The sequence below is a fragment of the Pseudoalteromonas sp. 13-15 genome, from assembly GCF_001468205.2.
Classification (GTDB): Bacteria; Pseudomonadota; Gammaproteobacteria; order Enterobacterales; family Alteromonadaceae; genus Pseudoalteromonas; species Pseudoalteromonas marina.
Genome location: NZ_CP019162.1, coordinates 1,339,183 through 1,365,760 on the forward strand (window position 1 = coordinate 1,339,183; position 26,578 = coordinate 1,365,760).

Here is a 26,578-nt window from a genome sequence, read left to right on the forward strand (position 1 = left end):
ACTTGGCGTATTAAAGGCCTAGGTCTAAATCGTTAGTAATGTTGGTTACTACTTCACTTGCGGTGCTAAGTGCTACATCGTTACTAATTTGATCAGTAACCGCTGCACTCACCTGCCCGCTAACACTTTGTTGTACTGTGCTTTGTAAACTACTAACCGTACTGTCTTGCACACTGGCAGTTAAAGATTGCTGAACATTGTTTACTACTTCATTACTGGTATTAATTGCATCACCCATTTGCAGTGCAGAGCTTACTGAGTTTGCAGCCGTATTAGTAATTGCTAATTGGTTTGTAAGCTCACCCGCATTAAGCGCATTTGTTGCATCAGCTTGTGTAACTGAATCGGTAGCGCTACTTACATTTGAAAGTAAAGAGGCATCGGCTGGTGTGTCGGTAGTGTCTGGCTGAGCGCCTTGCTCAGAGGTAACAGAAAGTAATGACGACTGGCTCACAGCGGTTGTAAAATTACCCGCCGATGAGGTTAACTGCGCTGTTGCATCAAGCGCTGTATTGACTGTGCTATTGCTTGTGGAATTGCCTGTGGTATTTAAAGACGAGGCCGATGCATTTAATGCATTATTTAAAGATCCGCTTGCAGATGCAACTAATGTATTTGCAGGCTCTGCGGCCTCACTGCTTTCTTGCGCTGGAGTTTGCGTGTTATTCGCCGTCGAATCTGTGTTTTGCGAGTCATCAGCCATTACTTGTGTATCGTTAGATACGTTTGACTCGTTGCTACCACTGGCTGTTAAACCGTTTTGTGAAAGCGTAATAGATGTAGATGTTTGTTGCTGCGCCGACGTTGACTGAGATAGTTCAATATCAGCGGCATGCACTGCACCTGTAAAAGTACACACACCGCTTAACATCATTACGCTTACAATTTTATTTAATTTAGTCATTGTTTTGTCCTCTAGTTTGTCGGATTGACATAAAGAAGACGATTTACAAAAACACTTTATTCCAAAAAATAATTAAAAAATTATAATAACGTTACTTAATTACTTAAGTTTCATACCCTTAAATATAAATTACTCGTTTACTGCGATAGTGTTTCACTGTTTTGAATCAGCAATAACAGCTCGGCAGTGGCGGTAGCATCGGCCAATGCGCGGTGATGGCTGGTTAAGTTTAAATTAAAATGCGCGCTAAGGTTACCAAGCGAATACGACTTTAAGCCTTTAAACGCTCTGCGCGATTCAACCACGGTGCACATTTTTGGCATTTTAAAAAAGTGCCCTGCAACCTCGCATTCTTTTTTAATAAAACCGTAATCAAAGTTTACGTTATGGGCTACAAAAATACTGCCTGCAAGTTTATCTAGTAGTGGCTGTGCTATATCGGCAAATACAGGCGCGTTGTAAACCATGCCATCGCTTATGCCGGTCAATTTAGTAATAAAGCTTGGGATATGGCGCTGCGGATTAATAAGTGTCGTCCAGGTATCAATTACTTTACCGTGCTGCACTTTAACAATGCCAATTTCGGTAATGCGGTTACCGCCTTTTAAGCCACCCGTGGTTTCTATATCAACCACGCTGTAAACACGATTAGGGTCTACAAACCATTTAACTGCGGCAATATGTACCGTAAAGCCTACATTTTTTAAATTATCAATAGTGGTAAGTTGGTTGCGCCTAAGCTTATCGCCCGGGGCTTTAACCTCTTCAAAATGTACTTGGCCATTATTAATAACCATTAAGTCGGGGTAACCGTCTTTTAGCTGTAAATAGTGTTTACTCATAGCCGTTAAATGCGCAATTAACGCTTCAAGCGGACTGTTTAAAATAAGTGCTTCTAGTGGCTCTAATAAATTGCTGCGCCATCTAAATAAACCATTGGGCTGCTCAAAATACTGCGCGGCATGCTTACATACCAAATTAAGCAGCGCCTGGTTAGTGCCGCAGCTTTTTAAACGTGCGTCAATTTGCGTGCTTTGTGCTTCATAAAAATTACCAAGCTGCAAAACTTGCGGGTAAATATCAAATTCATTACACGGCGGGTATGGCGATTCAATAAATAACTCGTGCCAAAATACTAAGCCAAACAAGCTTTGCCATAAGGTGTTTTCGGTATTAAAAACCGTTAACCCTTTTGCGGTGTAATGCTCATTTACGCCTTGCTCTACATCGCCTCGGTAAATTTCGTCAATTTCAAGTACACACTGGGTGTCGGCCAGCATGGTGCTTAAGCGCGAACGCGTTTGTTTATTAAACTTACGCATTAAAAAGTCATCAGCAAAGTACAGTAAATCGTCGGTGAGCGGGTTTTCTATAATTTGCTCTAGCTGCGCTTTAACCCACTCTTTATTACCTAGGCGGTATTGCTCTCTTATTTGAATTTCTTGTGCTTCGGCGTAATCGGTGCAGCCTTCAAGTAGGCTAAAGGCAAGTTCGCTATCGGTAATTTTAAGTTGTTTATACAGCCTAACCAGCAGTTTATTTTTAATGTCGTGCGCTTGTGCGCCATGCGCCGGTTGCGCCAATACTAAATGCGCAAGCTCGTTGTAAGGGGTTTTGTCATCAAAGGTTTCATCTCTTGTATTAGCGGCTGTTTTGCCAATGTTTTTAAACGCTAAACGGTAACGATTTAAAACGTAATTAGATTGCGCCTCAGCGAGTGTATTAAAGCGTGACAAGCTCTCGCTGTGCCCTTCGCGGGTAGCGGTTAACCCTAAATCGCGCATAACAAAGCGGTTTTGATGGTTTACATCGCCACTACTTAAGCGCCCTGCAAATAAAAACTCAAAATACTCGTAATAATCTTCACGGTTATTTATCACATATTGGCTATATATAGGGGCTAAATCATCTTCGCGCTCACTAAAAAATTGGCATGCAATAGTGACCAACTCCCCTTTAGCTGCGCTTTTTTTAAAGCTTACTTGCTCACTGTAATTACTGAGTAACTCCACCAGCATGGGCTTGGTTAAATGCGCTATAAGCTGCTTGTAATGCTGTGCGTTTGGCTCATATAAAATACCCGCTGTTTTTAGCGTATAAATAGCCTGATGCGGCGAAGTTATTTCTTCATAATTAAGCGATTGCGCCTGCACTAAATAAGGTTTGCGCGAATACACACGCGCCAACATGCATTGGCTTTGCTCATCTAGTTGGTTAATTTTACTAATAAATTCACTATGTTTAGGCTCAAGTAAATGCATACATTTACTTGTTACAAACTCAATAAGCTCTCTAAAATGCGCTAAATAGTATTTTGCTGGTAATTCTTTTTTCATAACATCGCCACAACTGTATATAAAAACAGTATCTAGCATTTGTGCTTATTATTCAATCTTAAACTTGTAACTAAAACACGCTATAGTGAGCGTATAAAAGTAAATTTATTAAAAATAAAGGACTTACCATGAGCGCGCATCCGTACGATGTTTTATCACTCAATAACGGCGCAAATATTATTTTTACGCCTTGCCCTGGTACAAAAACACAAAACCTAGCGGATTCAATCGCTACATTAAAAGCCGCTGGCACTCACATGCTACTTTCGCTTATGCCGCAAAAGGAGCTTGAAAAAAACAACGTACAAACAATTAATACTGAGTGCCAAAAGCACGATATAACTTGGTTTCATTTACCTATAAATGACGACGAAGCACCCAAACAGCCTTTTATATCAAGCTGGAACACACACAAAACAGACATATTACAAGCCATACAGCAAAAACAAACCATTGCCATACATTGCAAAGGCGGCACTGGCCGCACAGGGTTGGTTGCTGCGCTTATTTTAAATTCAGCAGGTTACACAAAGGATGAAGTGTACAGCTTAGTACAAGGTATTCGCCCTAAAGCACTGACTATAGAATTACAAAAAGAGTACTTTGAAGAGTTTATGATTTAGGTATTTACGAGGTGTAACTTTAACCTGGCATGGCTTTGATTTTAAATCTAGAACTAAAAATGCGTTTATTCAACGTTTCTTAAATAATAGTTGACCTTAAAAGGTCAACTATTATTGTTGTTATTAAATTCAACTTTGGATAGGATTTCCAATACTTTCTAAATGCTCTGTTTGGCCAGCAGTAAGTGGGTAAATCGATTTTATAAAACATTTTTTTGTAGGTTGTTCAATGGTAGAAATTGAATCCCCTTCCTTATGTATAACAAAATTAGAAAAGCGGTTTAACTCAATTCCATGAGATTCATTTAGGTCATGGCAAGTGCCCTGGGTTTCAATCAAATAATCTTTTTTATGTGCCGCTGAAATAATTAAGAATTTATCAGAAAGTGGTTTCCAACCTTTAAACCTAAAGCTATTGATTTTATCTTCACCTGCTAAGTTTTCTTCAGACAAGTACTTTGCATATGCTTGGTCTTTTTCTTTCAGTGAAATATTGCTTGTTGCTGAACAGCCTAAAAGCACTGTTGCTGCTAATGTAATAACTAAAATGTTTTTCATAAATTATCCCTATAAATTAAAATAATTAGGTAAATTACAAATGTATATTTATTGCGAAAACATACAACTTAGTAGAGCTTAATTTTTACACTCATTCTAAGAAGAACAAAAAATACACAGCCAATCTTACAGTAGAATATTATTTTATCTTTGTCATCTTTTTGTTAACATTTTAGGTAAATTTAAAGTATTTTATTTTATAAAAGAGGTGGCAATAAATCCCCTTTTATAACTTTAAGATATATGAATTCTAAAAACCATTTATAAAAATCAATTTATAATCATATGAATTAGCGTCTACCCGCTGCAAACAACACATTAATAGTCAGCACAGAACCACAAAGCTACTAATAGTTAAACGCCCATTAATTGGATCGCAGGCATAACCGTTAGCTGCATTTATATTCCCGGAATGCAATAAGTTGCTTGGATATATAACAACCCGATTTAGCTTTGCCTCTACACTGAAAATTTGCTCAAACAAAGCTGTGCTGCCATTTATATAATGTGGGTTTTTATGAAGCTTTTGTGCCATGGCTTGTTGCTTTATAGCTTGCCTATAAGGGATAAGTCGCTCTTTTGTTATGCGTTCATACCCTAGGGCTTTATGTTTATAAAATGAAGTACCCCCATGTGTTTCATCACATAAAAAATGCACCATAGCAAGTTGCTTCATATTAGGTGTGTCAAAATGGGGAAGCATCTGTATTGGCCTGAGTTTATCAGGCTCTGTGCATGCAATTGAAAAGGCAGAAAGTATTACATCAAACTCGCTTTTATCTGCCATATTAAAGTGTGAATTAATAATTGGCGACAGTGCTTTTAGCTGCTCTATATAACTAAGCGGTGCTGCTTTTCTTACTCCTGGATAAAAATCACTTTCTTGTGCGTAAAATGTTTCCCTCGTATTTTGAGAAAACACAGCAAAATTAATTAGCGCATCTACATTATTAACAAAATCATCAATAACAATTATTGGGGTTTTTTCCTCCCCTACAGTGTGTATGTGTAACACCATATTTTTGTTAAGTGTAAAATCAATCATCGGCTAAATTAAGCACCGCATTTTTACGCTCTATTAATGGGTATATCTGACCAAGTGAGGTTATTACTGTATAAATGGCAGGTAATAAAGCACTTTGATGTAAAAGCGTAATTTGATCACTATTAAGTTGTGAGAGCTTTTCTTGATTAATAGTGTATAGGCCGTTTAACTTTGTTTTTTTGTTATTTTCAAACGTTACTTCAAGCGATAATGGCTGTAGTAGTTCATACTTTAACAACGCATCAATTAACTTTTTATTGTCTATTTCGCCTTGTAGTAAATGCCCTAAACACTGCTTTATTTGTTTAAAATAGCCACTTTCTTCTGCGCTTTGGGTATAAATTGGTTCTAAATTATTTTCGCTTTGCGCAGAGTTATCAACTACTGCAGGGCTATTTAAATTAATACACACAGGGTATTGCGTCTGCTGCGAATGCGTATCACCAACAAAAAATGGCTGACGCTGTAACTGAAGCGGTAAATATACGCCCTGCCACTGTGATTGCTGATAAAACAAGTTCTCATGTTGCTCAAAGCCTAATAAAGCATTGAGTGTAAACTCGCCTGTTTCTGAGTTTTTTGCAAAAACTATAGGCTGCTGAACGGCAATTTGGCTAAGCTCCGCCATAACTACGGGGATCATATTAAGATTTTTAGCGTGTGATTGTGCTTTTTGTGTATCTATTTTTATATGCTGATGAGCACTTTGCTCTAATGCGACTAAATTTTCCATGCGTGTCTCTTTATTGTTTTTATGTGTACTTTTTTAAGCTAAATAGCACTAAAACCATGGTGCTTAATTTTATTAAGCAGCTCTCGGTTACTAGGTAAGTTAGTGACTGCTTGATTTATCATGCTCTTATTTTTATCAAACTGACTTTTAGCGAAAACAGTGTCTTTAAGCATATAGGCAGTTGTGCTGTAATCACTTTTAAAGCCCATGCCGTATAAAACATATTGATAACTGGCCGCTGGAAACACCTCATTATTACTTGTAAAGTCGTGATCAGCAGGAGCGCGGTATTGCCACAACTTCATTAGATCTTGTAAGCTTTGAGGAATCGTTTTTGGGTCTCTGTTATCACGCCAAAATGCGTTATCGTCACGGTTTGATAAAATATAATGCAGTTTTAAAAAGTCGATTATTTTTTCCCACCTATAGGTAAACGTCTCGTTAAAGCGCTTAGCGGTAATATCCATAATATCGCGGGTCTGGGGGAGTTGTTCGCTTATCATTTGCGCTGACATTTCTACTAATACCAATGCAGAAGCTTCAAGCGGCTCTAAAAAACCAGCTGAAAGCCCTACCGCAACACAGTTGTTCTGCCAAAAGTGTGAGCGGTGGCCGCTTTTAATAGGGATTTTTCTAATTGTTAACGACTCTATTTTATCGCCAACATACGCTTTAAGCTTTTCTCGTGCTTGTGCTTCGCTACTATATTTACTCGAATACACATAACCTACCCCACGGCGGTGTTGTAACCCTATATCCCATATCCAACCTGCTTCTTGCGCTGTTGAAATTGTGTGAGACGCAATGCTCTCATCATCATTCTCATAAGGGACTTGCACTGCTAAGGCGGTATCGATAAACAGCACATCATCGCAAGGCATAAAAGGAACCTTATAATGCTCGCCTAATAACAATGATGAAAAACCGGTACAATCGACAAATAAATCACCGCTAATTTCACCTTGTTGATTTGTGGTAACACTTGCAATATCGCCATTTTTAGCACTATTGACCTGTGTTACATCAGCCAAAATATGTTTAACGCCAAGCTCCTGCGTACAATGTTTTTGTAAAAAAACGGCAAATTTTGCCGAGTCTAAGTGGTAGGCATAATTAGCTATAGCAGCATATTCTGGGGTGCGAATTGTTTTAGGAGCAAGCCCTTGCTCACAAATAGCCTCTTGGTAACACACTGCGTTTGAGAAAGACGTTGACTCAGCGGTGTTATTTAACCAGTGGCCAGCCATATCTGTTTTTGAAAAGCCCTGTGGCAAAACTAATGGGTGATAATAAAAATCATCCTCGGAGCCATCCACCCACTTGGCAAATTTTGCTCCTTGCTTAAAGCTTGCTTCACACTCGCGTATAAAATCAGTTTCGCTAATACCAAGTGCTATTAATGTACTGCGCATGGTAGGCCAAGTACCTTCCCCAACACCTATAATTGGTACATTTGGAGACTCAACGAGAACAACATTAAGGCCATCCGGGGTATTACTTTTGTGGTGCGCCGCTAATCGTCCGGCTGTTAGCCAGCCCGCTATACCACCACCAACGACAACCACTGTTTTTATTTTTTTATTTTGCTGGTTCATACTTGTTACCTATAAAGGCATATTGAAAAAGTGGCTATTACTAATTGTAAAAGCCACTTTATTAATTAAAGTTAAAAACTACCGCGAATACCTAACGCAAAACGTCGTCCGCTATCTTCAACCAACAATAATTGATTAGAAAAACGACCACGCTTGTGCACGTATTCTTCGGTTAAGTTAATACCTTCAAAAAATACCGATACATTTTCGGTAATGTCATAGCTGCCGCTAGCATCAAGTTGTGCGTAATCTTCCACAATTGTCACACCATCACCATTTAGCTGTGTAAGTGACTGAACAAAGCTATCGCGCCAGTTATAGGCTAAACGCGCTTGAAATGGGCCATTCTCATAAAAGCCAACCACATTATAAGAGTCGCTTAAGCCAGTTAATGCAAATACTTGAGTTATATCTGCAGAGTCTAGCTCTGCATCGCTGTCTACAAATGTTGCATTAACCATAAAACCAAAGCCACTATCAAAACTATGTTGTAAGGCGACTTCCCAGCCATCAACAATCGCCGATTCGCTATTATTTGGTAATGTATTAGTAAATACAGCCGTCGAGTCGGCAGCATCAGGGTTGTCTACATCGTTACCTGTAGAGGGGTCAGTTAACAATCCGCCGCCAGACAATTCAAAGGTTAAGTCTTCGGTCGTATTAATAATGAAGTTAGCAACATTTTTTCTAAAGTAACCCGCAGATAAATAACTGGCATCAGCGTAATACCACTCTAATGATAAATCTAAATTATCAGAGGTAAATGGCTCAAGCGCTGGGTTACCAGAACTCGATGTTAAATTGCCGCCTTGGCGAGTTGTTTCAATTACTGTGACAGGCGACATACTGTCGAGTGTTGGCCGTGTAATTGTTTGTGATACCGCAGCACGTGCTATTAGCTCATCGTTTATTTCAAGCTTTACACTAAAGTTAGGTAAAATCGCTTCGTAATCTGAACTTGCTGAAATATTTTCTACAGCGCCAAAGTTAGCGAGCATTTCTGTTTTATCTAAAATGGTTAATGCACTAACCGGCTCATCTGTGCCCTTTACTTTTACATCAGTACTTTCGTATCTAAAGCCCGCTGTTGCGTATAAAGGCATGCCTGCAAGTTCAGCTTCAAAGTCGAACTCTGTATAAAATGAGAACGTATCTTCAGTGATCTCAAACGACTTATTACGTTTAACTGCGTCAAAACTAATAGGCTGACCATTCGCCGCAGCTATTTGCTCAAGGTAAGCAAAATTTGCCTCGCCATCGTGTGCAAGCCATGACGTTGGCATTCGACCGCTGCCGCTTACATCACCTAAAAAGTCATCCCCTGCGTCAAATACGAATTGCGCTAAGCCATCCATACTTGGATCATCCGGGTAACCACAAAAAGTACAGTGAATACCAACACCTTCGTTGTCCCAACGATCAAGGTTTTTAGTTTCTGTTGAATACATAGCGCCAAATTTGACCGAAACTAGGCCAGAGGTGCCATCGTTATACCAAATGTTATCCCAGCGAAATTGATCCACGGTATCTTCTACAGCCCAACCACGGCGTAGCATTACATGTGCTCGGCTATTGGCGGTATCTAAATGGTTTGATACGCCATCGGGCGTAACAGCAGGGTTATAAGCAACACCGTCAAGCTCTTGCTGACCGCTGTAAATATTGGGATTAGCAGAAGCAAACTCACTCGCATAAGGCAAAATACCGCCATCAACTTCGAATCGAACTCGGTTAGCATAGCCAATCAAGGATAGCTGATCGCCACCACCGTTATTAGCCTCACGCTCAGCTTTTGAGTGGCTTAAATCAAATTTCATATTTAAATTATCGTTTACATGCCAATCAAAGTTTAAACCTAATGCGCTAGAGTTTGTTAAGCGATCAAACTTTTTAGCGTGCATATCAGTAGCAAGGCCTACCTCTTGATATAGATCAACCACAGTACCATTTTCATCAACAGTAGGTCCTGCAGCCCCGCCAAAGCCTTCTAAGTTTGGTGCTGTAAACCAATGCCCGTATGACGTGGTGTCTGCTTCTACATCGAAATCAGAATAAAGCCCATCAGCTGTTATGACTAAATCATCTGAGGGTGCATACTGTATAACTAAATTTGCATTAGTACGTGTACGTGTTTCTGTAGTAACTTTATGATCATAGTTACGCGGCGAAAAAATATTACCGGTGTATGCTTGCCCGCTTTGAGTTTGCGGGTTTGGGACGCCTACATTTTCTAACCAGCCATCTACCTGCGCTTGGTTTAAGCGTGTTTCGCGCTCTTGGCGAGAAACAGCAAATAACACACCCAGCGTGTCATCATTAAACGTATTGCTGATTAACCCAGATATCTCAGGTGTGGTTTCTTCACTATTTTCATCGTAAATACCCTTAACACTTCCCGCAACTTTAAAGCCATTAATAGCAAATGGGCGCGCTGTATTTACATTGACTGTTGAACCAATACCACCTGACTGCTTTGTGGCTGTTGAGGTCTTAAATACGTCTAAGCTTTTAACCAGCTCTGATGCAATGGTATCAAAACTAAAGGCACGGCTTTGATTTTCAGAGGCCATTTGGCGTCCATTTACGAGCACTGTATTAAACTGAGGGCCAAAACCACGTACTGTAATGAGCTGCCCTTCACCGCCTGAACGGTCTATTGAAACCCCTGTAATACGCTGTAAAGACTCAGCTAAATTTGTATCAGGAAATTTACCAATATCTTCAGCTGAAATGGAGTCAACCACGCCACCCGCTTCTCTTTTGGCATCCATAGCTCGGCCAAGCGAGCCTCTAATTCCGCGTACTTCAATTATTTCTGGTTCTTGTGCTGCTGTCTCTGCTACTGCAGGGAGCGTTGCCATTGTGCTTAGTACAGCTAGTACAGCACTCGACACGCCATTTTTTTTATAGTTAGCCATGTTGTCAGTTCTCTCGAAGCTTGGATCTATTAAAATAGATATTTGCCCATCTTCGCTAACATGCGGTTGCAACCCTGTGCCATCGAGTAAAATCTGTAATGCGTTTATTATTGAATACTCGCCAGCAATAGTATTTGTTTGTAACTGCTGAATTTTATCCAGCGGAAAAAGCAAAGTAATATCGGCTTGCTCGGCAAAATTTATTAGCGATAAATCGGCCCTTTGTCTGGGAATATTAAACACTGCTTTATCGTTTACAGGGCTCGCTTTTACCTCGGTGGTGAATAAGCTAAAAACCAGCACATAAATTGGTAAACAAAGCGGCAAATGCACATATTCCTTGTGTATAGTTTTTGGCCATACACTGAACAAAGACGAGTGACTTTTTATTTTCCTCCATAAATATTTTTTATTTTTTTTAAATAAATTATTTTTTTTACTTGCCATGCTAATTTGTTTTTGCCTTGATTATTTTTATTGTTAGCGCGTTTACTTGTATTTTTAAACGATTAAAAATACAGTCCAAATTGCCATTTTTTACTTATTAATTAAAAAGTTAAAGTTTTTAAAATGAATAATCAGTACCTGGTGAGGTATTTGTAATGAAAAAAACTGTAGTACACTTCGCCTTTACATTACAAGCTTTATGCCCAGTGCGGTTAATGAACATTAAATTTAAAAAATAAAATGCTGATTTATTTTTTAAATTTAATGGCGGATTTTTTCTTACCATTCGTCTTAGTTTGTAGTGGCAAAACAATAACAATAATTGCCGTAAACACACACACGAGACACACACTAAATGACGAAAGACACACTTTTTTATAAGGTCTATTTGGCCTCGCGCAAAAGTCTCTCAAATGTAGTTGCACGCATAGTGCCGCCACATGAAATTGAAGATATAGTGCAAGAAACTTATGTGCGAATTTGTCAGATTAAAAACACTGAAAACATAAGCTCACCAAAATCTTTTATTTATAAAACGGCGCGAAATTTAGCGCTCGATTACCAAAAGCAAGCCAATATACGCCTAGTCGATGGGATCGACAACATGGAAGCGTTAGAGCAACTCTTAGCGGAGCATCAGCAAGACGAAATGTATGAAAAAGCACTAACCGATAGTGAGTTTTCTAATTTTTGTGAAGCCATACGGCTTTTACCTGTGCAGTGCCGCAAAGTGTTTGTATTAAAAAAAGTGTATGGTTATTCGCAGCGAGAAATTGCTGCTCAATTAAACCTTAGTGAAAGTACCGTGGAAAAACATATAGCAACAGGCATGAAACGTTGTACGCAATTTATGCGTCAATCTAAAAAAAGTGTTTATGAGCAACCAAATACTTCTTCCCAGCTAAATGCAGGAGGTAGGAATGACTAATATTCATCACATAAACGAGCGAAACACTAGCGACGATTCGCGCCTTGATGAAGCCAGTGAGTGGCTGGCTAAACTTGATCGTGGATTGACTAAATCTGAAGAGCAAGCGCTAAAGAAATGGTTAGCACAATCTTATAAAAATGTAGAAGTGTTACTTGAGGTAGCAAAGCTGTGGGATAAAATGGACGATCTCAGTCGTTTGTCAGATTTATTTCCACAAACACCAGTAAAACAAAAACGTCTCCCTATGTGGTTGGGTGCAACTGCTGCTTCTATTTTATTAGCGGTTGCACTTAGCCTTTTTCAAGAAGCGTTTAACTTTTCATTTTTTTACCCAGTTAATCAGTCAGCAGTGGTTGCTAAACAACTTAATTTTCAAACCGACGTAGGTGAAAGTAAGGACATACTGCTTTCTGATAAAAGCAAAATCACCTTAAACACAAATAGCTTCGTTCAAGTGAGGTATACCCAACACTCTCGCGTAATAAATTTACTGCGTGGCGAAATTCATATAGACGTAGCTCACGATAAAATGCGTCCTTTAAGTGTTATCGCTGGTGATAAAGTTATTCAGGCTGTTGGTACTGCTTTTAATGTAGAAGTAGGTCAAAAGCAAATAGAACTCATTGTGACAGATGGCAAAGTCCTTGTTGCAGAGCAAAAAGCCGAATCGTTACCCAACCTTTCCCTGGGGACTAATAAACAAGGACAGTATTTATCAAATAGTTCAACTTCGGTGTCAAAGGGAGAAAAACTTGATTTAAGCTTTAAAGGTAAAATTGCTAAAGCGGTCGAAAAAGTTGATCCTATGGATGTAGCCGCTAGATTATCGTGGCGCAAAGGTAGCTTAATATTTAGAGGTGAATCACTTGCTGAAGCAATGGCTGAAATCAGCCGCTATACAAACATAGATTTTGAGCTTTCAGAGGATGACCGTCTCAAACAAGTACAAGTAGCTGGCATGTTTAAAACGGGCGATATTAAAGGACTATTAGAAGTATTAAACAATAATTTTAATATTGATTATGAGAGAGTTAGCCCTGATAAAATTCGCCTAAAATACGCTGCACCACACGTCTCAATTTAGTAAAGTACACAATAATAAAAACCAGGACACACAATTATGACATCACCTATCTCGCCGAGCAGTAATAGCTCGGCGCACACATTGGGCACATGCTCTCTTTTTTATGTAATTTTTATATCGGCCGTGGCTGCTATTGGTGGCTTTTTATTTGGTTTTGACTCGGGCGTTATTAACGGCACGGTGTCGGCACTCGGTAATGCTTTTAATTCAAGCAGTGTGGCTACGGGATTTAATGTTGCCTCGGTATTATTAGGGTGCGCCGTGGGGGCACTTGCTGCGGGGCCGCTGGCTGATAAGTTTGGTCGCCGTGCAATTATGATCATCACCGCGATTATTTTTGCCATTAGTGCCTTTGGCTCAGGCATTAGCGAAAGCTCGGCCGAGTTTATTTTTTACCGCTTATTTGGTGGCTTAGGTATTGGTGCTGCATCGGTATTAGCGCCGGCTTATATTGCAGAGGTTGCACCACCTGCACTTCGTGGTCGTTTAGCTACACTTCAACAACTCGCTATTGTATTGGGCTTGTTTGCTGCGTTTTTAAGTAACTATTTAATTGCTGATGCAGCAGGTAGTGCGCAAAACATTTTAATGCTTGATATAGCCGCTTGGCGCTGGATGTTTTGGGTTGAACTTGTGCCTGCAATACTGTTTTTAGTGGGTGTGTTGTTTATTCCTGAGTCGCCTCGTTATTTAGTAGCGCAAGGTAAAGTAGACGATGCAAAAACGGTATTTAGTAAAATTTCGAACGACAGTGCTGATGCGCAAATAAGCGATGTTAAAAGCTCTTTGCATAGCGATAAAAAGCCGAGTATTCGTGATTTATTTATTGATGGCAGTAAAAAAGTACACCCAATTGTTTGGGCGGGTGTTGCGCTGAGTGTATTTCAGCAATTTGTAGGTATTAACGTGGTATTTTATTACGGCTCTGAGCTTTGGCAAGCTGCTGGGTTTGACGAGTCGCAATCGCTATTTATAAATGTATTAGCGGGCACGACTAATATTGTATCGACCTTTATTGCTATTGCCCTTGTTGACAAAATTGGTCGGAAACCACTTTTACTTGTGGGCAGTGTGGGTATGTTTATTAGCTTAAGTGCGCTTACTTATATATTTGGCAGCGCAGGCCTTGATGAAGCAGGCAAGCTTGCACTTAGCGATAACATGGGTACATTTGCGCTTATTATGGCTAACTTATTTGTGGTATTTTTTGGTTTAAGTTGGGGCCCGGTTGTGTGGGTGTTATTAGGCGAGATGTTTAATAACCGTATTCGCGGCGCAGCGCTTGCAGTTGCTGCAAGCGCACAGTGGATTGCTAACTTTGCCATTACCATGACCTTCCCTATTATGCTGGCTAATATTGGCCTCGCAGGTGCGTACGGCTTTTATGCGTTATCGGCACTTATAAGCATATTTTTTGTGGCTAAATACATTAATGAAACCCGTGGTAAAACACTTGAGTCTATGTAATTAGCCAAATAAAAAGCGGTGAACCCTCTCACCGCTTTGTGTTTTTTAGTTAAATGATTGATTCAACAGCTGTATGCAAGGATTAGGAAGTTACTGCGCTAAATATTGAATTCACTACCCACCCTTAATATTCCTTTTTACTATAAGTAATCGATTTAAATTCCTTTTTTGAATATAGAAAATTAGCTATTGTCCGCCTTTTCCAACTACGTATGTCTGTCAAAATGAAAAATAAGTTAGTATCTGGTTTGGCCCTAACCTTTACCCTAGGTTCTTTTAACGCACTTGCTACCAATGGGTATTTTACTCATGGTTATGGCATGACCCACAAAGGCATGGCGGGTGCGGGTGTTGCGCTATCGGAAGAGTTGATGTCGGGTGCAAATAATCCTGCTAGCTTTAATGTAAATGACACTGAAATTTCAGTTGGGTTAGAGTTATTTTCACCTGATAGAAAATACACAGCTTCATCTGTAGGTACGTTTTATCCTAATGCGCTTTATCTTGAAGCAAAAACCCAAAAAAGTGATAACACGTTATTTGCTATTCCTGAATTTGCCATTGGCCACCAGCTCAATGACAAAATAAATATTGGCTTATTAGTTTACGGCAATGGCGGCATGAACACCGACTACAACGCCGAGTCAGAACCCGAAGGCACATTTTATGCTGGCACGACTGGCGTTGATTTAAAGCAGATGTTTATTAGCCCAACTATTAACTACCAGTTAAATGAGCAAACAAAAGTGGGGGTTTCACCTATTTATGTTGTGCAACAGTTTAAAGCGACAGGCCTTGGAAACTTTGCGCCTTTTTCGCAATCCCCCCAAGCGCTTACAAATAATGGCACCGACACCAGCACAGGTTTAGGTGTACAAGTGGGTATAACTCAAACCGTAGGCACATCGTTTAGCTGGGGTGCCAGTTACCGATCATCGGTGTCTATGGATGAGTTTGATAGCTATAAAGGTTTATTTGCAGAAAATGGTGGCTTTGATTTACCAAGCTCAATTCAAATTGGTGCCGCTTATAAGTTAACGCCTACAAACCAGGTTGTATTTGATTGGCAAAAAATAAACTACAGTGAAGTTAAAAGCATTGCCAACCCAATGAGTAACTTAATGTCTGCACCTTTAGGTGCAAGCGCAGGTGCAGGGTTTGGCTGGGAAGATATGGATATATATAAATTAGGCTATCAGTGGCAGCGCACTGCAAAACAAAAAATTCGCTTTGGTGTTTCATACACGCAACAGCCTATTCCGTCGTCTGAGGTGTTATTTAATATTTTAGCGCCGGGTGTACAAGAGTGGCATTTTACAACGGGTTTTAGTCATGAAGTTAGCGAAAAAGTACAATTAAACGCTATGGCTTTTTACTCGCCAGCTAAAAAAGTATCGGGTGCAAACTTTTTAGCGCCTAACCAACAATTATCAATTGAAATGCAGCAGTCTGGTGTTGGTGTATCTATTGTTTGGGGAATTTAAAATGGTAACCGAATTTACGCCCATTTCAGCCGCTTTAGGCGGTGCTTTAATAGGTATAGCCTGCGCACTATTACTGGTTTTATTTGGCAAAGTAGCCGGTATTTCAGGATTAGTTAAATCGCTGTTCACCCCATTAAAACCCGATAATGTATGGAAAGTATGCTTTATTGCAGGCTTACTAATTGCAGGTGTTGCTACCTCATCTATTGCACCTGAATTATTAGAGGGCGATTTAAATATACCTTCTTGGTTAATTATTGTAGCGGGACTTTTAGTGGGTGTAGGTACCTCACTTGCAAATGGTTGTACAAGCGGGCATGGCGTGTGTGGTATGTCGCGTTTTTCTTCTCGCTCTTGGGTTTCAACATGTGTGTTTATGCTTGTTGCCGTTATCACTGCTAACTTAATTGGATAAAACATGAAAGCAATTACATCGGTGTTTTTAGGCTTTATTTTCGGCTTAGGTCTTATTATTAGTGGAATGACTAACCCTGATAAAGTACTCAATTTTTTAACCTTTGGCGAGAACTGGGATGGCAGTTTAATTATTGTAATGGCGGTAGCCATGGGAATAATGATGTTGGCGTGGTTTTGGGTTTCTAAAAAAGACAGCCCTTTATTTGGTGAAGCATTTAGCCTGAGTAATCTAAAAAATGTAGATCGTAGATTAATTACGGGCTCTGTTTTGTTTGGTTTAGGGTGGGGATTGAGTGGTATATGTCCAGGCCCTGGCTTGGTTCAATTAGTGTCACTCAAAATTGAGTTTTGGCTGTTTTTTGCCTCGGTACTGGGTGGAATGTGGTTGGCTAAAAAAATATAAGCGACTATTGCCGAGCTTGTCTCGGCAATACACTTTTTTTATTCTAAACATAGGTACATAACTTGCTGTAATAAATATAAATATATTTATTAGGTTTAAGTTATGCTCAAAAATACGCTTGACGTTATTAACAACACCCCTTGGTTGAGTACAGTAGCTTACCTTTTACTCATAACTATACTCTTGTTTTTTATTCGTTTTTTTATAATGTATTGGTTAAAAAAGTGGACATCAAAAACCACTTTTACCTTCGATACCCTACTTCTTGATTCAATATCTAAACCACTCACACTTTGCACATTTATTGTGCTAATCACCATTTTGGAGCACGATACATTCGTTATTGACCCCGAGTTAGCGAACCGAATTCCGTTCAACAGCATCAATATTGTATTAGCTTTACTTGCACTTATTTTCTTTTTAAATCACTTTATTATTGGCACGGTTAATCACTACGCTAAACAATCTGCCGTTATATTCAATTCTCAAAGTATTATTAAGGGGGTTATTCGCGTTACATTGTTTTCAGTAGGGTTGTTGGTTTTATTAGGCACATTGGGTATTTCAATTACACCTATTATTGCATCTCTTGGTATTACGTCATTGGCGGTGGCACTTGCCTTACAACCCACCCTTGAAAACTTTTTTTCGGGCGTACAACTTGTTATAGATAAACCCATACGGGTCGGGGATTTTATTGAGCTTGAGTCAAAGGAGCAAGGCTTTGTAGAAAAAATTGGTTGGCGCTCTACGTGGGTTAAAATGCTGCCAAATAATATGATTATTATTCCTAATAGTCAGCTTTCTAAATCGCGTATTATTAATTACTTTTACCCCGAAAAAGAGCTGAGTGTACCTGTTGATGTAAGCGTTCACTACAGCTCAGACCTAGAATTTGTAGAGCAAGTAACGCTTGAAGTTGCGCGCCAAATACTGATTGACCATGAATGGGGTGTTGATGATTACAATACCTTTGTGGTGTATCACACCTTTGATAACTCAAGCATAAATTTTACCGTAATGCTGCGCGCAAAAGAGTACTTTAATCGGTTTTGGGTTAAATCTGCTTTTATTAAAGCGCTACACAAACGCTATAACCAAGAAGGTATTGTGATCCCCTTCCCTATTACAGCTATTAACACAGCGCAAGAAGCCGCTAATTTTAATAGCGATAAAAAATAAGCGCGAGATAAATTCGCGCTTAATTTGCTTTAAAATTTATAGTTTACTTGGCCTACTAATTCTCGTGGGCTGCCTGGGAAGTGACCGTTACGCTCACTAAAGCCACTTGCTGCGTATTCTTTATCGAATAGATTATTGATATTTACACTTAATAACACATCGTCAAAGCGGGTACTCCAGCTCATGTCAAATACGGTAAAGGGTTTAACTTTTTGGCCGTCTTGGCTTATTTGCTCGCTTACGTAATTTGCGCCAAATGCTATAGACGAGTCAATGCTATCAAGCGCAAAACGCGACCATAAACCAGCTTGATGGCGCGGGGCATTAGCAAAACGAGAGCCATCACCGTAGGTGCTTGAAATAGTATCGCCCGTTACCCCCTCAACAACTAGCGTATCGTTATATGCGTAGTTAGCAGTTAGCGTCCAGTGCTCGGTTAAATCGCCCACCAGCGTTGTTTCAAACCCACGGCTTTCTACCTCACCAATATTTAAAAGTGCTGCAATGCCATCACCCGCGCCAGTGTCGTCTGGGTTGCTCATTACTACGTTTTCTTTATTAATTTGGTAAATAGCAAAGGTGCTCATAATTCTGCCATTAAGCCATTGGCTTTTCATACCAATTTCGGTTTGTTTACCGGTTTCTGGGGTTAAATTACCCTCGCCCTCTACATCTTCTTGATCGCCCGACGATGCTGGGTTAAAGCTTTCTGAGTAATTTATGTATACCGATGTGTTTTCAACGGGTTGGTATGTAACAGCCACGCGCGGTGTTACATCGTTATCTGAGTAACTGTAACCGGTTTCTTTGTTTAGCTCTTTAAAATGGTCATAGCGCAGGCCTGCAATCACGGTCCATTGCTCGTTAATGCTTACAACATCTTGCACGTATACGCCAAAACGGTCGGTTTCAACACCATCGCGGTTCATGTCTGTCAGGTTATAAGTACGTGGGTCGGTTTCGCCGTAATTTAAGTCAAATATGTTTAAATTAGCCACGCCGTCTGCTTCATAGCGGGCACGTAAGTAATCGTACTCGGTATCCACTATGTGGTAGTCGCCGCCAAATAATACTTGATGTGCTAATTGGCCTTGCTCAAAGCTATAAACAAAGTCGGTAGTTAAGCTTGTTTCTTCGTTGGCGCGGTATTGCTTTCGGTATTCGCGTTTAATGGTTTCGTCATCAATGTTGGCTTCACCATCGCCGTTTACATCTACCCAGCTTTGCGACTCATGATAAGCTTGGTCACGCTCGTTATCCATGTAACGAAGTGTGCTACTTACAGAAAAATCATCATTAAAGTAATGCTTTAGCTTACCTTGCAGCACTAACGCTTCCATGTCTTGATAGTCAAATGCTTCGTTCGCGTTGTATCTAGGGTCAACTAAAAAGTTGCCGTTATCACCTACCGGTACACCACGTAAACGGTTACCCCCTAAGTCTTGTTTGATGTAGTCAACACTTGTGGTTAGTGTGGTTGAATCTGTTAAATCAAATAATAAACCACCGGTAAACTCACTGTTTTTTGAATCTGCATTATTACGAAAGCTGTCTTGCTCTTCGTAATAACCACCTGCTCGGTACGCCATGGTGTCGGTTAAACCGCCGGTCATATCAAGTGATGCACCACGTGTGTAGTAATTGCCAAGCGTTAGCTTTAGCTCTTTGCTTTGCGTGTACGAAGGCTTTTTAGTCACATAGTTGATCATACCGCCTGGCTCACCGCCACCATATAACGCAGAGGCTGGGCCTTTTAATACTTCTACACGCGCTACATTAAATAATTGTGGTACACCAAAGCCCGAATACGGGTCGCCGCGGACGCCATCGTAAAATACATTGGCATCGTCTCTAAAACCACGAAAAGTTACACCCGAATAACTGTACTCACTTACCCCTGCTATTGAACGGTATAAATCGGTAATGTTGCGCGCAGCTTGGTCAATAATAAGTTGCTCGGTTAATACCTGCGCAGATTGCGGTAATTTAATAAGATCTAAATCCGTTTTAGTGCCAATTTTACTTTCGGTTTCTAGGTAAAACTGCTGAGCGCGGCCTGTTACTTCAATTGTTTCAATTTCGTTATTTTGCTCGGCAAATGCCACATTAGAAAAAGCAGAAAAATACGCAGCAATACTGAGCGCCAAATATTTTTGGTTAAACATGTTGATCCAGAGAAGATAATTACAAGGCAACACAAATGATAACTACTATCATTACTATATGCAATGTAAATGCTTTCATATTCACCTTTATTTTTCGTGTGAAGATTATTTTTGCAATACACTAAATCTGCAGCTCAACTTTGAATAAATTAATTAGCATTACTGGAATACAGTATTGATATAATATAACATATCTAAAAATACACTTTAGTAAGATTATTAAATGATAAATAAACTGCCCGTCACAGTGATATCAGGTTTTTTGGGGGCTGGTAAAACTACTGTACTTAGTCATATTCTTAATAACAGGCAAGGAAAAAAAGTCGCCGTCATAGTTAACGATATGAGCGATATAAATATCGATGCCGCAACAATTAAAAGTGGTGTATCGCTCAATCACAGTAACGAAAAACTGGTCGAGATGAGTAACGGTTGTATTTGCTGTACCCTACGAGAAGACTTACTTATTGAAGTGGGCAAATTTGCCAATGATGGGCGTTTTGATTACCTCGTCATTGAATCTACAGGCATATCTGAGCCCCTCCCCGTTGCAGAAACATTTACCTTTGCCGACGAAAACGGGGTTTCACTTAGTGATCTTGCCACCCTCGATACCATGGTAACAGTGGTTGACGCCGTTAACTTTTTAAACGACTACGAACAAGCAAACGACTTACAAGATACTGGCGAATCGTTAGGTAAAGACGACGAGCGAAGCGTTGCCGATTTACTTGTTGACCAAGTTGAATTTGCCGATGTTATTTTAATTAGTAAAACTGATTTAATTACAAACGATGAATTAAATAGACTCACTGCCATTTTAAATACGCTCAATACTCAAGCTAACGTTATTCCTATTTCAAACGGCCATATTAATATTAGCGAAGTGCTAAACACCGGTTTATTTAATTTTGAACTTGCCCAACAAGCACCGGGTTGGCTTAAAGAAATGCGTGGTGAACATATTCCCGAAACCGAAGAGTATGGTATTAGCAGTTTTAATTACACTGCGCGCCGCCCATTTGACCCTGAAAAGTTTTATAACTTTTTGCACGACACCGAGCAATTTGGCAAGCTCATTCGTTCTAAAGGATATTTTTGGTTAGCAACACGTCCTTTATTTTGCGCGCAGTGGAGCCAAGCTGGCGGTATAGCGCATTACGGGTTTGCAGGCATGTTTTATAAAGCAATACCTAAAAAAGACTGGCCCACAGAACCCGAACTACTTGCTGATATAAACAGTAAGTGGTTAGAGCCCTTTGGTGACATGCGCCAAGAGCTTGTGTTTATTGGTCAGTCGTTAAATAAACACGTCATGATTAAAGCGCTTGATGACTGCCTACTCCCAGAAGATGCTGTTCTAAAAGGTAAAGATTTTTGGAAAACCTTTAACGACCCGTTTCCTATTTGGGAGGAAGAGTAATGAATGCCCTAGCCCCAATAACAGCCCAAGTAAAACCGGCTGAACCGCTATACCGAAGAGCAGCTATAGAGAGTAATGCCAATGTATTGCCACAAATTTATAACCAAGATACTAACATTGTTATTTGGCAAAGAGACCTTGAGCAAACATTAACAAGTGCAGTTAATACACTCATTAGCGCTAATGCTTTAAAACCAATTGAGCTTGAGGTATCGCCCGATGATGCGTTTGATCAATTAATAAAAGCGCTTAAGCCTGAAGATAATAACAGCGATGAAATTAAAGCTTTGTGTGAAGACATTGCACTGTTGGTTGAAATGTTTTGCTGCCTGTTTGATTTAAAACGCGCCGGTTTAAGGCTAAAAATATTAGATAAACCTATGTGCCCGCGTTTTCATGTAGACAAAATTCCGTGTCGATTAGTGACTACTTATCACGGCGTTGCTACGCAGTGGTTAAATCACAGCGATGTAAACCGCTCAAAGCTAGGTACTGGTAATTTAGGTAAGCCTGATGAGGAGTCTGGCTTAATTAAAAGCCTAAATAATATTAACCAGCTAACAGAAGGCGATGTTGCACTGCTTAAAGGCGAATACTGGGATGAAAACGAAGGCGCAGGTTTAGTGCATCGCTCGCCACCGTTGGCTGGAACTAATAGCGCCCCTAGGTTACTGCTTACTCTCGATTTTATATAAAATTAAAGCGCCATTCATAAAGGCCATATTTTGTCTGGCCTTTATCAATTATACTTAACCTATCTTTGCAAGGTTATTAGCAATAACACTATATAACCCCTGAGAGTTAACCGGTTTTGAAATAAAGTCATCCATACCTACATCTAAACAACGCTGCTTATCTTCTTCATATGCATTGGCTGTAATAGCGATAATTGGAACCCTTTTATCTTCCCCTATTTCATTTTCGCGAATGCGTATAGTACATTCATAACCGTCCATATTAGGCATTTGACAGTCCATTAAAATTAAATCAAACACATTACTTTTTAATGTTTTAAGCGCTTCTAAACCGTCGTTTGCCATTGTAATAGTAACAGCTGTTGGCTCTAGCATTTTTGCAATTACTTGGCGATTTATCGGATTGTCTTCTACTAGCAAAATATGCTTATTTATCAAATCTGGTAAAGATTGCTCTTGTACACGTTTTGCTAAATCGACAATTTTCGCTTCAGGTGCATGTATCGAAAACTTAATCGTACTGCCCAAACCTGGCACGCTATTGAGGGTTATTTCACCCTCCATTTTTTTAATCAAACCTTGGCAAATAGCCAGCCCAAGCCCTGTACCGCCATACTTACGAGCTACGCTAGCATCTGCTTGGGTAAACTCACTAAAAAGTAATAGTTGCTGCTCTTTTTCAATCCCAATTCCGCTATCAGACACACTTACCGTCAGTTGCTCATCTTTGTAATCAAACGATAAACGCACAAACCCAGCCTGAGTAAACTTTTGTGCATTTGACAATAAGTTAATAATTATTTGATTTAAACGTAAGTCATCTACATTTAAGCAATCAGGCAAGTCTGGGCTGCGCTGAATAATAAACTCAACATTGTTAGAATGAATAATGGGTGAGAATAACGAGTGTATATTTTCTATAAACGGAGCAAGCAAAGTAGCACGGGGGCTTATTTGCATAGCGTTAGCTTCAATTTTAGAAAAATCTAAAATATCATTTAATATTTGTAGTAAATTTTTTGAGCTTTTTTGTTGTGTTTCAAGAAGGTCACGCTGCTCATCGGTAAGGGTGGTATCACGAAGTAATACCTCACCCATACCTAAGATGCCGTTCATAGGCGTGCGCAGTTCATGACTCATATTGGCCAAAAACTGTGACTTAGCTTTATTAGCTTCATTAGCAGATTTAACTGCTTTTGTTAGCTCATCTGTTTGCTCTGCCACTTTAACTTCCAATTGCTGGTTAAATTGGCTTAACTGTTTATTTAGATCCTGATTTTTAATATTAGACGCTTGTAAGCTCTCTATTGAGTCCCTTAACGCACTTCCCAGCATCTTAAACTGCTCTTGTAGCTGCAGTACTTCGTACCAACTAGACTCTGTATTAAAATGTTGTTTTTCTGATTTATCAAAACCATGCATTAAATTAGTTAATCCAATAATTGGCTGAACTAATAAGTTAGACAAATGATGTATAAACAACACCACTAAAAATATCAACACTGCACTAAATAATATTGTTGGTAACCAAGCACTTGCTACTACCTTTGTTAAGTGCTTACGATTGTAAAACGTGATGACCTGCCATTTACTAACAGTATCAACATACTGATTGGTATGAAATACTTCATTATTAACAGAACGGAACAGTTGATTATCGCCCAAGTTACTTATCGTAAAATCTAAAGTTTTAAAGTCAGCCAAAATGTCAAATTGTGCTAATGAGCTAAAAACAATCCTTTGCTCAGCATCGAGTATAATTAGCTCACCAGTTTGGTTAAACAAATTCGGTATATATTGCTCTAAACGTTCAAGCTTTAACGACCCTTCCACTACACCATAAAACTCATCATTTCTGTAAATAGGCGCAGAAAGTGCAACTATAGGTTCATTACCAAGGCCACGCCCCTGAAACACACCACTGCTATAACCTTGAGGATACTGTTTAGCTTGAGAGAAATAAGGGCGGTCGTTTACAAAGCGCTTTTCTTCACTAAGTCCTTCTAATAATGTGCTGGGAATACTTTTAGCAACATAGCCATTTGGCATTGCATATAAGCTTGTAGTAAAACCTGGGTATAAATCCATTAACTGCGTTAACTGTTGTTGTATAGTAATTCCACCACCTATGGCATCACTGCTCATTACCACCGCGTTTTTATGAAACTGTAAATAGTCATTCAACTGTGTGCTAATTGATTTCGCTTTTTCTTCAAGCTGAGCATTTACCTCATACTCTATGCGTGAGTGATGATCGTTCACTAAAAAAACACTTGTAATAAGGACAACCAAAACAATAATGACGCTGACAACATAGCTAAGAATACGGGCTAGTGGGCGTCCTTGATAAGCACGACTAGCAAAGGGAACAAATATGCTCATCAAATCAACGAGTGCTAAGCTTATTAATGCATTTACCAGGTATTTAAACACTGCAACAATAAGCGTTAGCGATGCTAAATCCATTACAAACTGGCCTATACCCCAAATGATAGGCAGTCCAACTAAAAACCAAAATACGGCACCTAAGGGTAAAATAGGTTTAGAGCGCCTTAAACAAAAAACATAAAGCCATAAAAGCTCCAACAAATAAACTATGCTGGGCCAACAGTGCCCCCATCTATAGAGTAAAAAGCTTGAGACAATTGCGAGCGTAAGGCAGGAATAACGCAGTCCAGTGAATACTAAGCTGCATAAAACAAAAAATTGTCCAAATAAAAATTCAGAACTATCGAAAAAATACAGGGGTAAAAGGTTAACCAACCCGCCTATTAACCCTAATAAAATAGCTAGTGCCCACTTACTTCTTTGAGACATTACAACAACCCTTGGGCATCTGATTTAACATGTGTAGCGTTAACGTTAACGTATTATTTCATTATTGCGCAATATCTAAGTGTTGTCTATATGGCAGAAATATAGGGAATATCAGAAAATAAACTTGTGTGTATTTGGTTAAAGTTTTTTAAATTGATTAGCTGTAGTCACCCAAATGAGGAATTTGGGTGGCAGTCTTACCAGCCACATCTCGGCACACACGTCACAAACTGTGGCTGCTCCCTTCCGGGCCTGACCAGGTTCGCCTGCTAGTGTTGCGAGAGGACCAATAAGACTACCATTGAGGGCCTTGGTTGGCGCGGAAGAGATTATCTCTACTTTTACTGTGTTATTCAAGGGATAATCAAAAAAGAAGGTGCGATTGCATACTTCATATACAATCGCGGCTTTTAAATTTAATTTGTGACTGTTATTTGCTCTCTAATTGCGCTTTTATATTACGAAGTGCTGCTTTTACTTTTTTCATGTTTTCTGGACCCATGCGTAAAAGCTGTTTTTGAGCAGCAGGAAGTTGCTCCCACTCTGAAAACGCATACTGATAAGTTACTGAGTCACGTAAAAGTGGTAAGGCGCCTTCAGGCTCCGGAGTATCAAGTAGTAAATCGATAGCGTCGTTCAATGTTTGTTTAAACTCGTCATCGCCATAACCAATTTCAGTGTATGCATCGTTAATAAGTGGCTGGTACTCTTCAAACATACGGACTACTTGCGCTGCACTCATGCTAGTAAAAATTTTTACATACGGTGTGTAACGCTCATAACTATTTGGATCAATTGTTAAAATATCCCCTTCGGTAACACTAAAGCTTTCTTGGGGTTTAATAACAGGATTGTGTTTTTTAGCTACTTTGCCTTGAGCTAAGTTGTCAATAAAAACAACACCTCGACGAATAACATCATCAGTGACTAATAGGCTCATCACAGAGTCACTTAGGTACTCGTCAATTTTGGCAACAACCATAGTATCACTATCGTTTAAGGCAGGTAGCGTAGCTACTTCTGGTTCGGGTTCAACTATGCGCTGCGCTGGCACTTCGAGCTCTGCGGGCTGTTCAACTGTTGTTGGCTCTTCTGGCTCAATTATATCTGGTTCATTTAATGGCTTAAGTTCCATTATTGGCCGCTCTTTAACGGGCTCTGTTGCTTCTATGCGCGCAACCGGTTCGTCACTTGGTTTAAGTAATATAAATGCAACTACACAGGCAACAACAATTAGCGTAATAATGGCAAGAAGTAAGTTACTGTTTGTTGAGCGTTTTTGAACATCTGGTGAGTCTGACATACGAACTCCATAAAAAATAAAAATGCGATATCACTTAGAGTGGGCTAA

At 39.6% G+C, this 26,578-nt stretch carries 20 protein-coding genes and 1 other RNA gene; 10 read left to right on the forward strand and 11 right to left on the reverse strand.

Annotated features, from left to right (window positions below):
* Nucleotides 1-10: 10 nt before the first annotated feature.
* Both ATS72_RS06265 and ATS72_RS06270 read right to left on the reverse strand, forming a co-directional pair.
* Nucleotides 11-904: a hypothetical protein gene (locus ATS72_RS06265; protein ID WP_058429466.1), complete on the reverse strand. Its 894-nt coding sequence runs from the start codon at nucleotides 902-904 to the stop codon at nucleotides 11-13.
* A gap of 137 nt (nucleotides 905-1,041) precedes the next feature.
* A complete protein-coding gene (locus tag ATS72_RS06270) occupies nucleotides 1,042-3,279 on the reverse strand; it encodes an exonuclease domain-containing protein (protein WP_058429467.1) in 2,238 nt (745 codons plus the stop codon).
* 89 nt (nucleotides 3,280-3,368) lie between these two features.
* Here ATS72_RS06270 and ATS72_RS06275 point away from each other — a divergent pair, with 89 nt between their 5' ends.
* Nucleotides 3,369-3,863, forward strand: a complete 495-nt coding sequence (locus ATS72_RS06275; RefSeq protein WP_058429468.1) for a phosphatase domain-containing putative toxin — start codon at nucleotides 3,369-3,371, stop codon at nucleotides 3,861-3,863.
* 129 nt (nucleotides 3,864-3,992) lie between these two features.
* On the opposite strand, the gene ATS72_RS06280 is transcribed toward ATS72_RS06275, so the two are convergent.
* The 5 genes from ATS72_RS06280 to ATS72_RS06300 all read right to left on the reverse strand — a co-directional run bounded on the left by ATS72_RS06280 (nucleotide 3,993) and on the right by ATS72_RS06300 (nucleotide 11,159).
* The gene (locus ATS72_RS06280; RefSeq protein WP_010557150.1) at nucleotides 3,993-4,421 is read right to left on the reverse strand and encodes a DUF6491 family protein; all 429 of its coding nucleotides are present in this window, start codon (nucleotides 4,419-4,421) and stop codon (nucleotides 3,993-3,995) included.
* A gap of 325 nt (nucleotides 4,422-4,746) precedes the next feature.
* Nucleotides 4,747-5,466: a DUF6445 family protein gene (locus ATS72_RS06285; protein ID WP_058429469.1), complete on the reverse strand. Its 720-nt coding sequence runs from the start codon at nucleotides 5,464-5,466 to the stop codon at nucleotides 4,747-4,749.
* The gene (locus ATS72_RS06290) at nucleotides 5,459-6,199 is read right to left on the reverse strand and encodes a SapC family protein (RefSeq protein ID WP_058429470.1); all 741 of its coding nucleotides are present in this window, start codon (nucleotides 6,197-6,199) and stop codon (nucleotides 5,459-5,461) included. The genes ATS72_RS06285 and ATS72_RS06290 overlap by 8 nt, the downstream gene beginning before the upstream one ends.
* A gap of 38 nt (nucleotides 6,200-6,237) precedes the next feature.
* Nucleotides 6,238-7,794: a tryptophan halogenase family protein gene (locus tag ATS72_RS06295; RefSeq protein WP_058429471.1), complete on the reverse strand. Its 1,557-nt coding sequence runs from the start codon at nucleotides 7,792-7,794 to the stop codon at nucleotides 6,238-6,240.
* A gap of 71 nt (nucleotides 7,795-7,865) precedes the next feature.
* Nucleotides 7,866-11,159: a TonB-dependent receptor gene (locus ATS72_RS06300; RefSeq protein WP_082650912.1), complete on the reverse strand. Its 3,294-nt coding sequence runs from the start codon at nucleotides 11,157-11,159 to the stop codon at nucleotides 7,866-7,868.
* A gap of 355 nt (nucleotides 11,160-11,514) precedes the next feature.
* On the opposite strand from ATS72_RS06300, the gene ATS72_RS06305 reads away from it, so the two are divergent.
* From ATS72_RS06305 to ATS72_RS06335, 7 genes are all read left to right on the forward strand, one after another.
* On the forward strand, nucleotides 11,515-12,087 hold the full coding sequence (locus tag ATS72_RS06305; protein WP_033025389.1) for an RNA polymerase sigma factor: 573 nt from the start codon (nucleotides 11,515-11,517) through the stop codon (nucleotides 12,085-12,087).
* Complete coding sequence (locus tag ATS72_RS06310) at nucleotides 12,080-13,174, forward strand: FecR family protein (protein WP_058429472.1); 1,095 nt, start codon at nucleotides 12,080-12,082, stop codon at nucleotides 13,172-13,174. The genes ATS72_RS06305 and ATS72_RS06310 overlap by 8 nt, the downstream gene beginning before the upstream one ends.
* Nucleotides 13,175-13,210: 36 nt before the next feature.
* A complete protein-coding gene (locus tag ATS72_RS06315) occupies nucleotides 13,211-14,641 on the forward strand; it encodes a sugar porter family MFS transporter (protein WP_058429473.1) in 1,431 nt (476 codons plus the stop codon).
* Between the two features lie 224 nt (nucleotides 14,642-14,865).
* A complete protein-coding gene (locus ATS72_RS06320) occupies nucleotides 14,866-16,125 on the forward strand; it encodes an OmpP1/FadL family transporter (RefSeq protein ID WP_058429603.1) in 1,260 nt (419 codons plus the stop codon).
* Between the two features lies 1 nt (nucleotide 16,126).
* Nucleotides 16,127-16,540 (forward strand): YeeE/YedE family protein, encoded by a 414-nt coding sequence (locus ATS72_RS06325; protein WP_058429474.1) that lies wholly within the window; start codon nucleotides 16,127-16,129, stop codon nucleotides 16,538-16,540.
* A 3-nt stretch (nucleotides 16,541-16,543) separates the two neighbouring features.
* Complete coding sequence (locus ATS72_RS06330; protein WP_058429475.1) at nucleotides 16,544-16,945, forward strand: DUF6691 family protein; 402 nt, start codon at nucleotides 16,544-16,546, stop codon at nucleotides 16,943-16,945.
* A 102-nt stretch (nucleotides 16,946-17,047) separates the two neighbouring features.
* On the forward strand, nucleotides 17,048-18,127 hold the full coding sequence (locus ATS72_RS06335; protein WP_058429476.1) for a mechanosensitive ion channel family protein: 1,080 nt from the start codon (nucleotides 17,048-17,050) through the stop codon (nucleotides 18,125-18,127).
* A gap of 29 nt (nucleotides 18,128-18,156) precedes the next feature.
* Here ATS72_RS06335 and ATS72_RS06340 read toward each other — a convergent pair whose 3' ends face one another.
* Entirely contained in the window at nucleotides 18,157-20,292 is a 2,136-nt protein-coding gene (locus ATS72_RS06340) for a TonB-dependent siderophore receptor (RefSeq protein WP_058429477.1), read from the reverse strand.
* Nucleotides 20,293-20,515: 223 nt separating this feature from the next.
* On the opposite strand from ATS72_RS06340, the gene zigA reads away from it, so the two are divergent.
* Together zigA and ATS72_RS06350 are read left to right on the forward strand one after the other, a co-directional pair.
* Nucleotides 20,516-21,715, forward strand: coding sequence for a zinc metallochaperone GTPase ZigA (gene zigA / locus ATS72_RS06345; RefSeq protein ID WP_058429478.1), 1,200 nt, complete (start codon nucleotides 20,516-20,518; stop codon nucleotides 21,713-21,715).
* Nucleotides 21,715-22,410, forward strand: a complete 696-nt coding sequence (locus ATS72_RS06350) for a DUF1826 domain-containing protein (protein ID WP_058429479.1) — start codon at nucleotides 21,715-21,717, stop codon at nucleotides 22,408-22,410. The genes zigA and ATS72_RS06350 overlap by 1 nt, the downstream gene beginning before the upstream one ends.
* Before the next feature lie 54 nt (nucleotides 22,411-22,464).
* Here the strand turns inward: ATS72_RS06350 and ATS72_RS06355 are convergent, their stop codons facing one another.
* The 3 genes from ATS72_RS06355 to ATS72_RS06365 all read right to left on the reverse strand — a co-directional run bounded on the left by ATS72_RS06355 (nucleotide 22,465) and on the right by ATS72_RS06365 (nucleotide 26,530).
* Nucleotides 22,465-25,227: a response regulator gene (locus ATS72_RS06355; RefSeq protein ID WP_058429480.1), complete on the reverse strand. Its 2,763-nt coding sequence runs from the start codon at nucleotides 25,225-25,227 to the stop codon at nucleotides 22,465-22,467.
* Nucleotides 25,228-25,422: 195 nt separating this feature from the next.
* An RNA gene (gene ffs, locus ATS72_RS06360) (signal recognition particle sRNA small type) lies at nucleotides 25,423-25,519 on the reverse strand.
* A 138-nt stretch (nucleotides 25,520-25,657) separates the two neighbouring features.
* Complete coding sequence (locus ATS72_RS06365) at nucleotides 25,658-26,530, reverse strand: DUF3014 domain-containing protein (protein WP_058429481.1); 873 nt, start codon at nucleotides 26,528-26,530, stop codon at nucleotides 25,658-25,660.
* Nucleotides 26,531-26,578 lie beyond the last annotated feature (48 nt).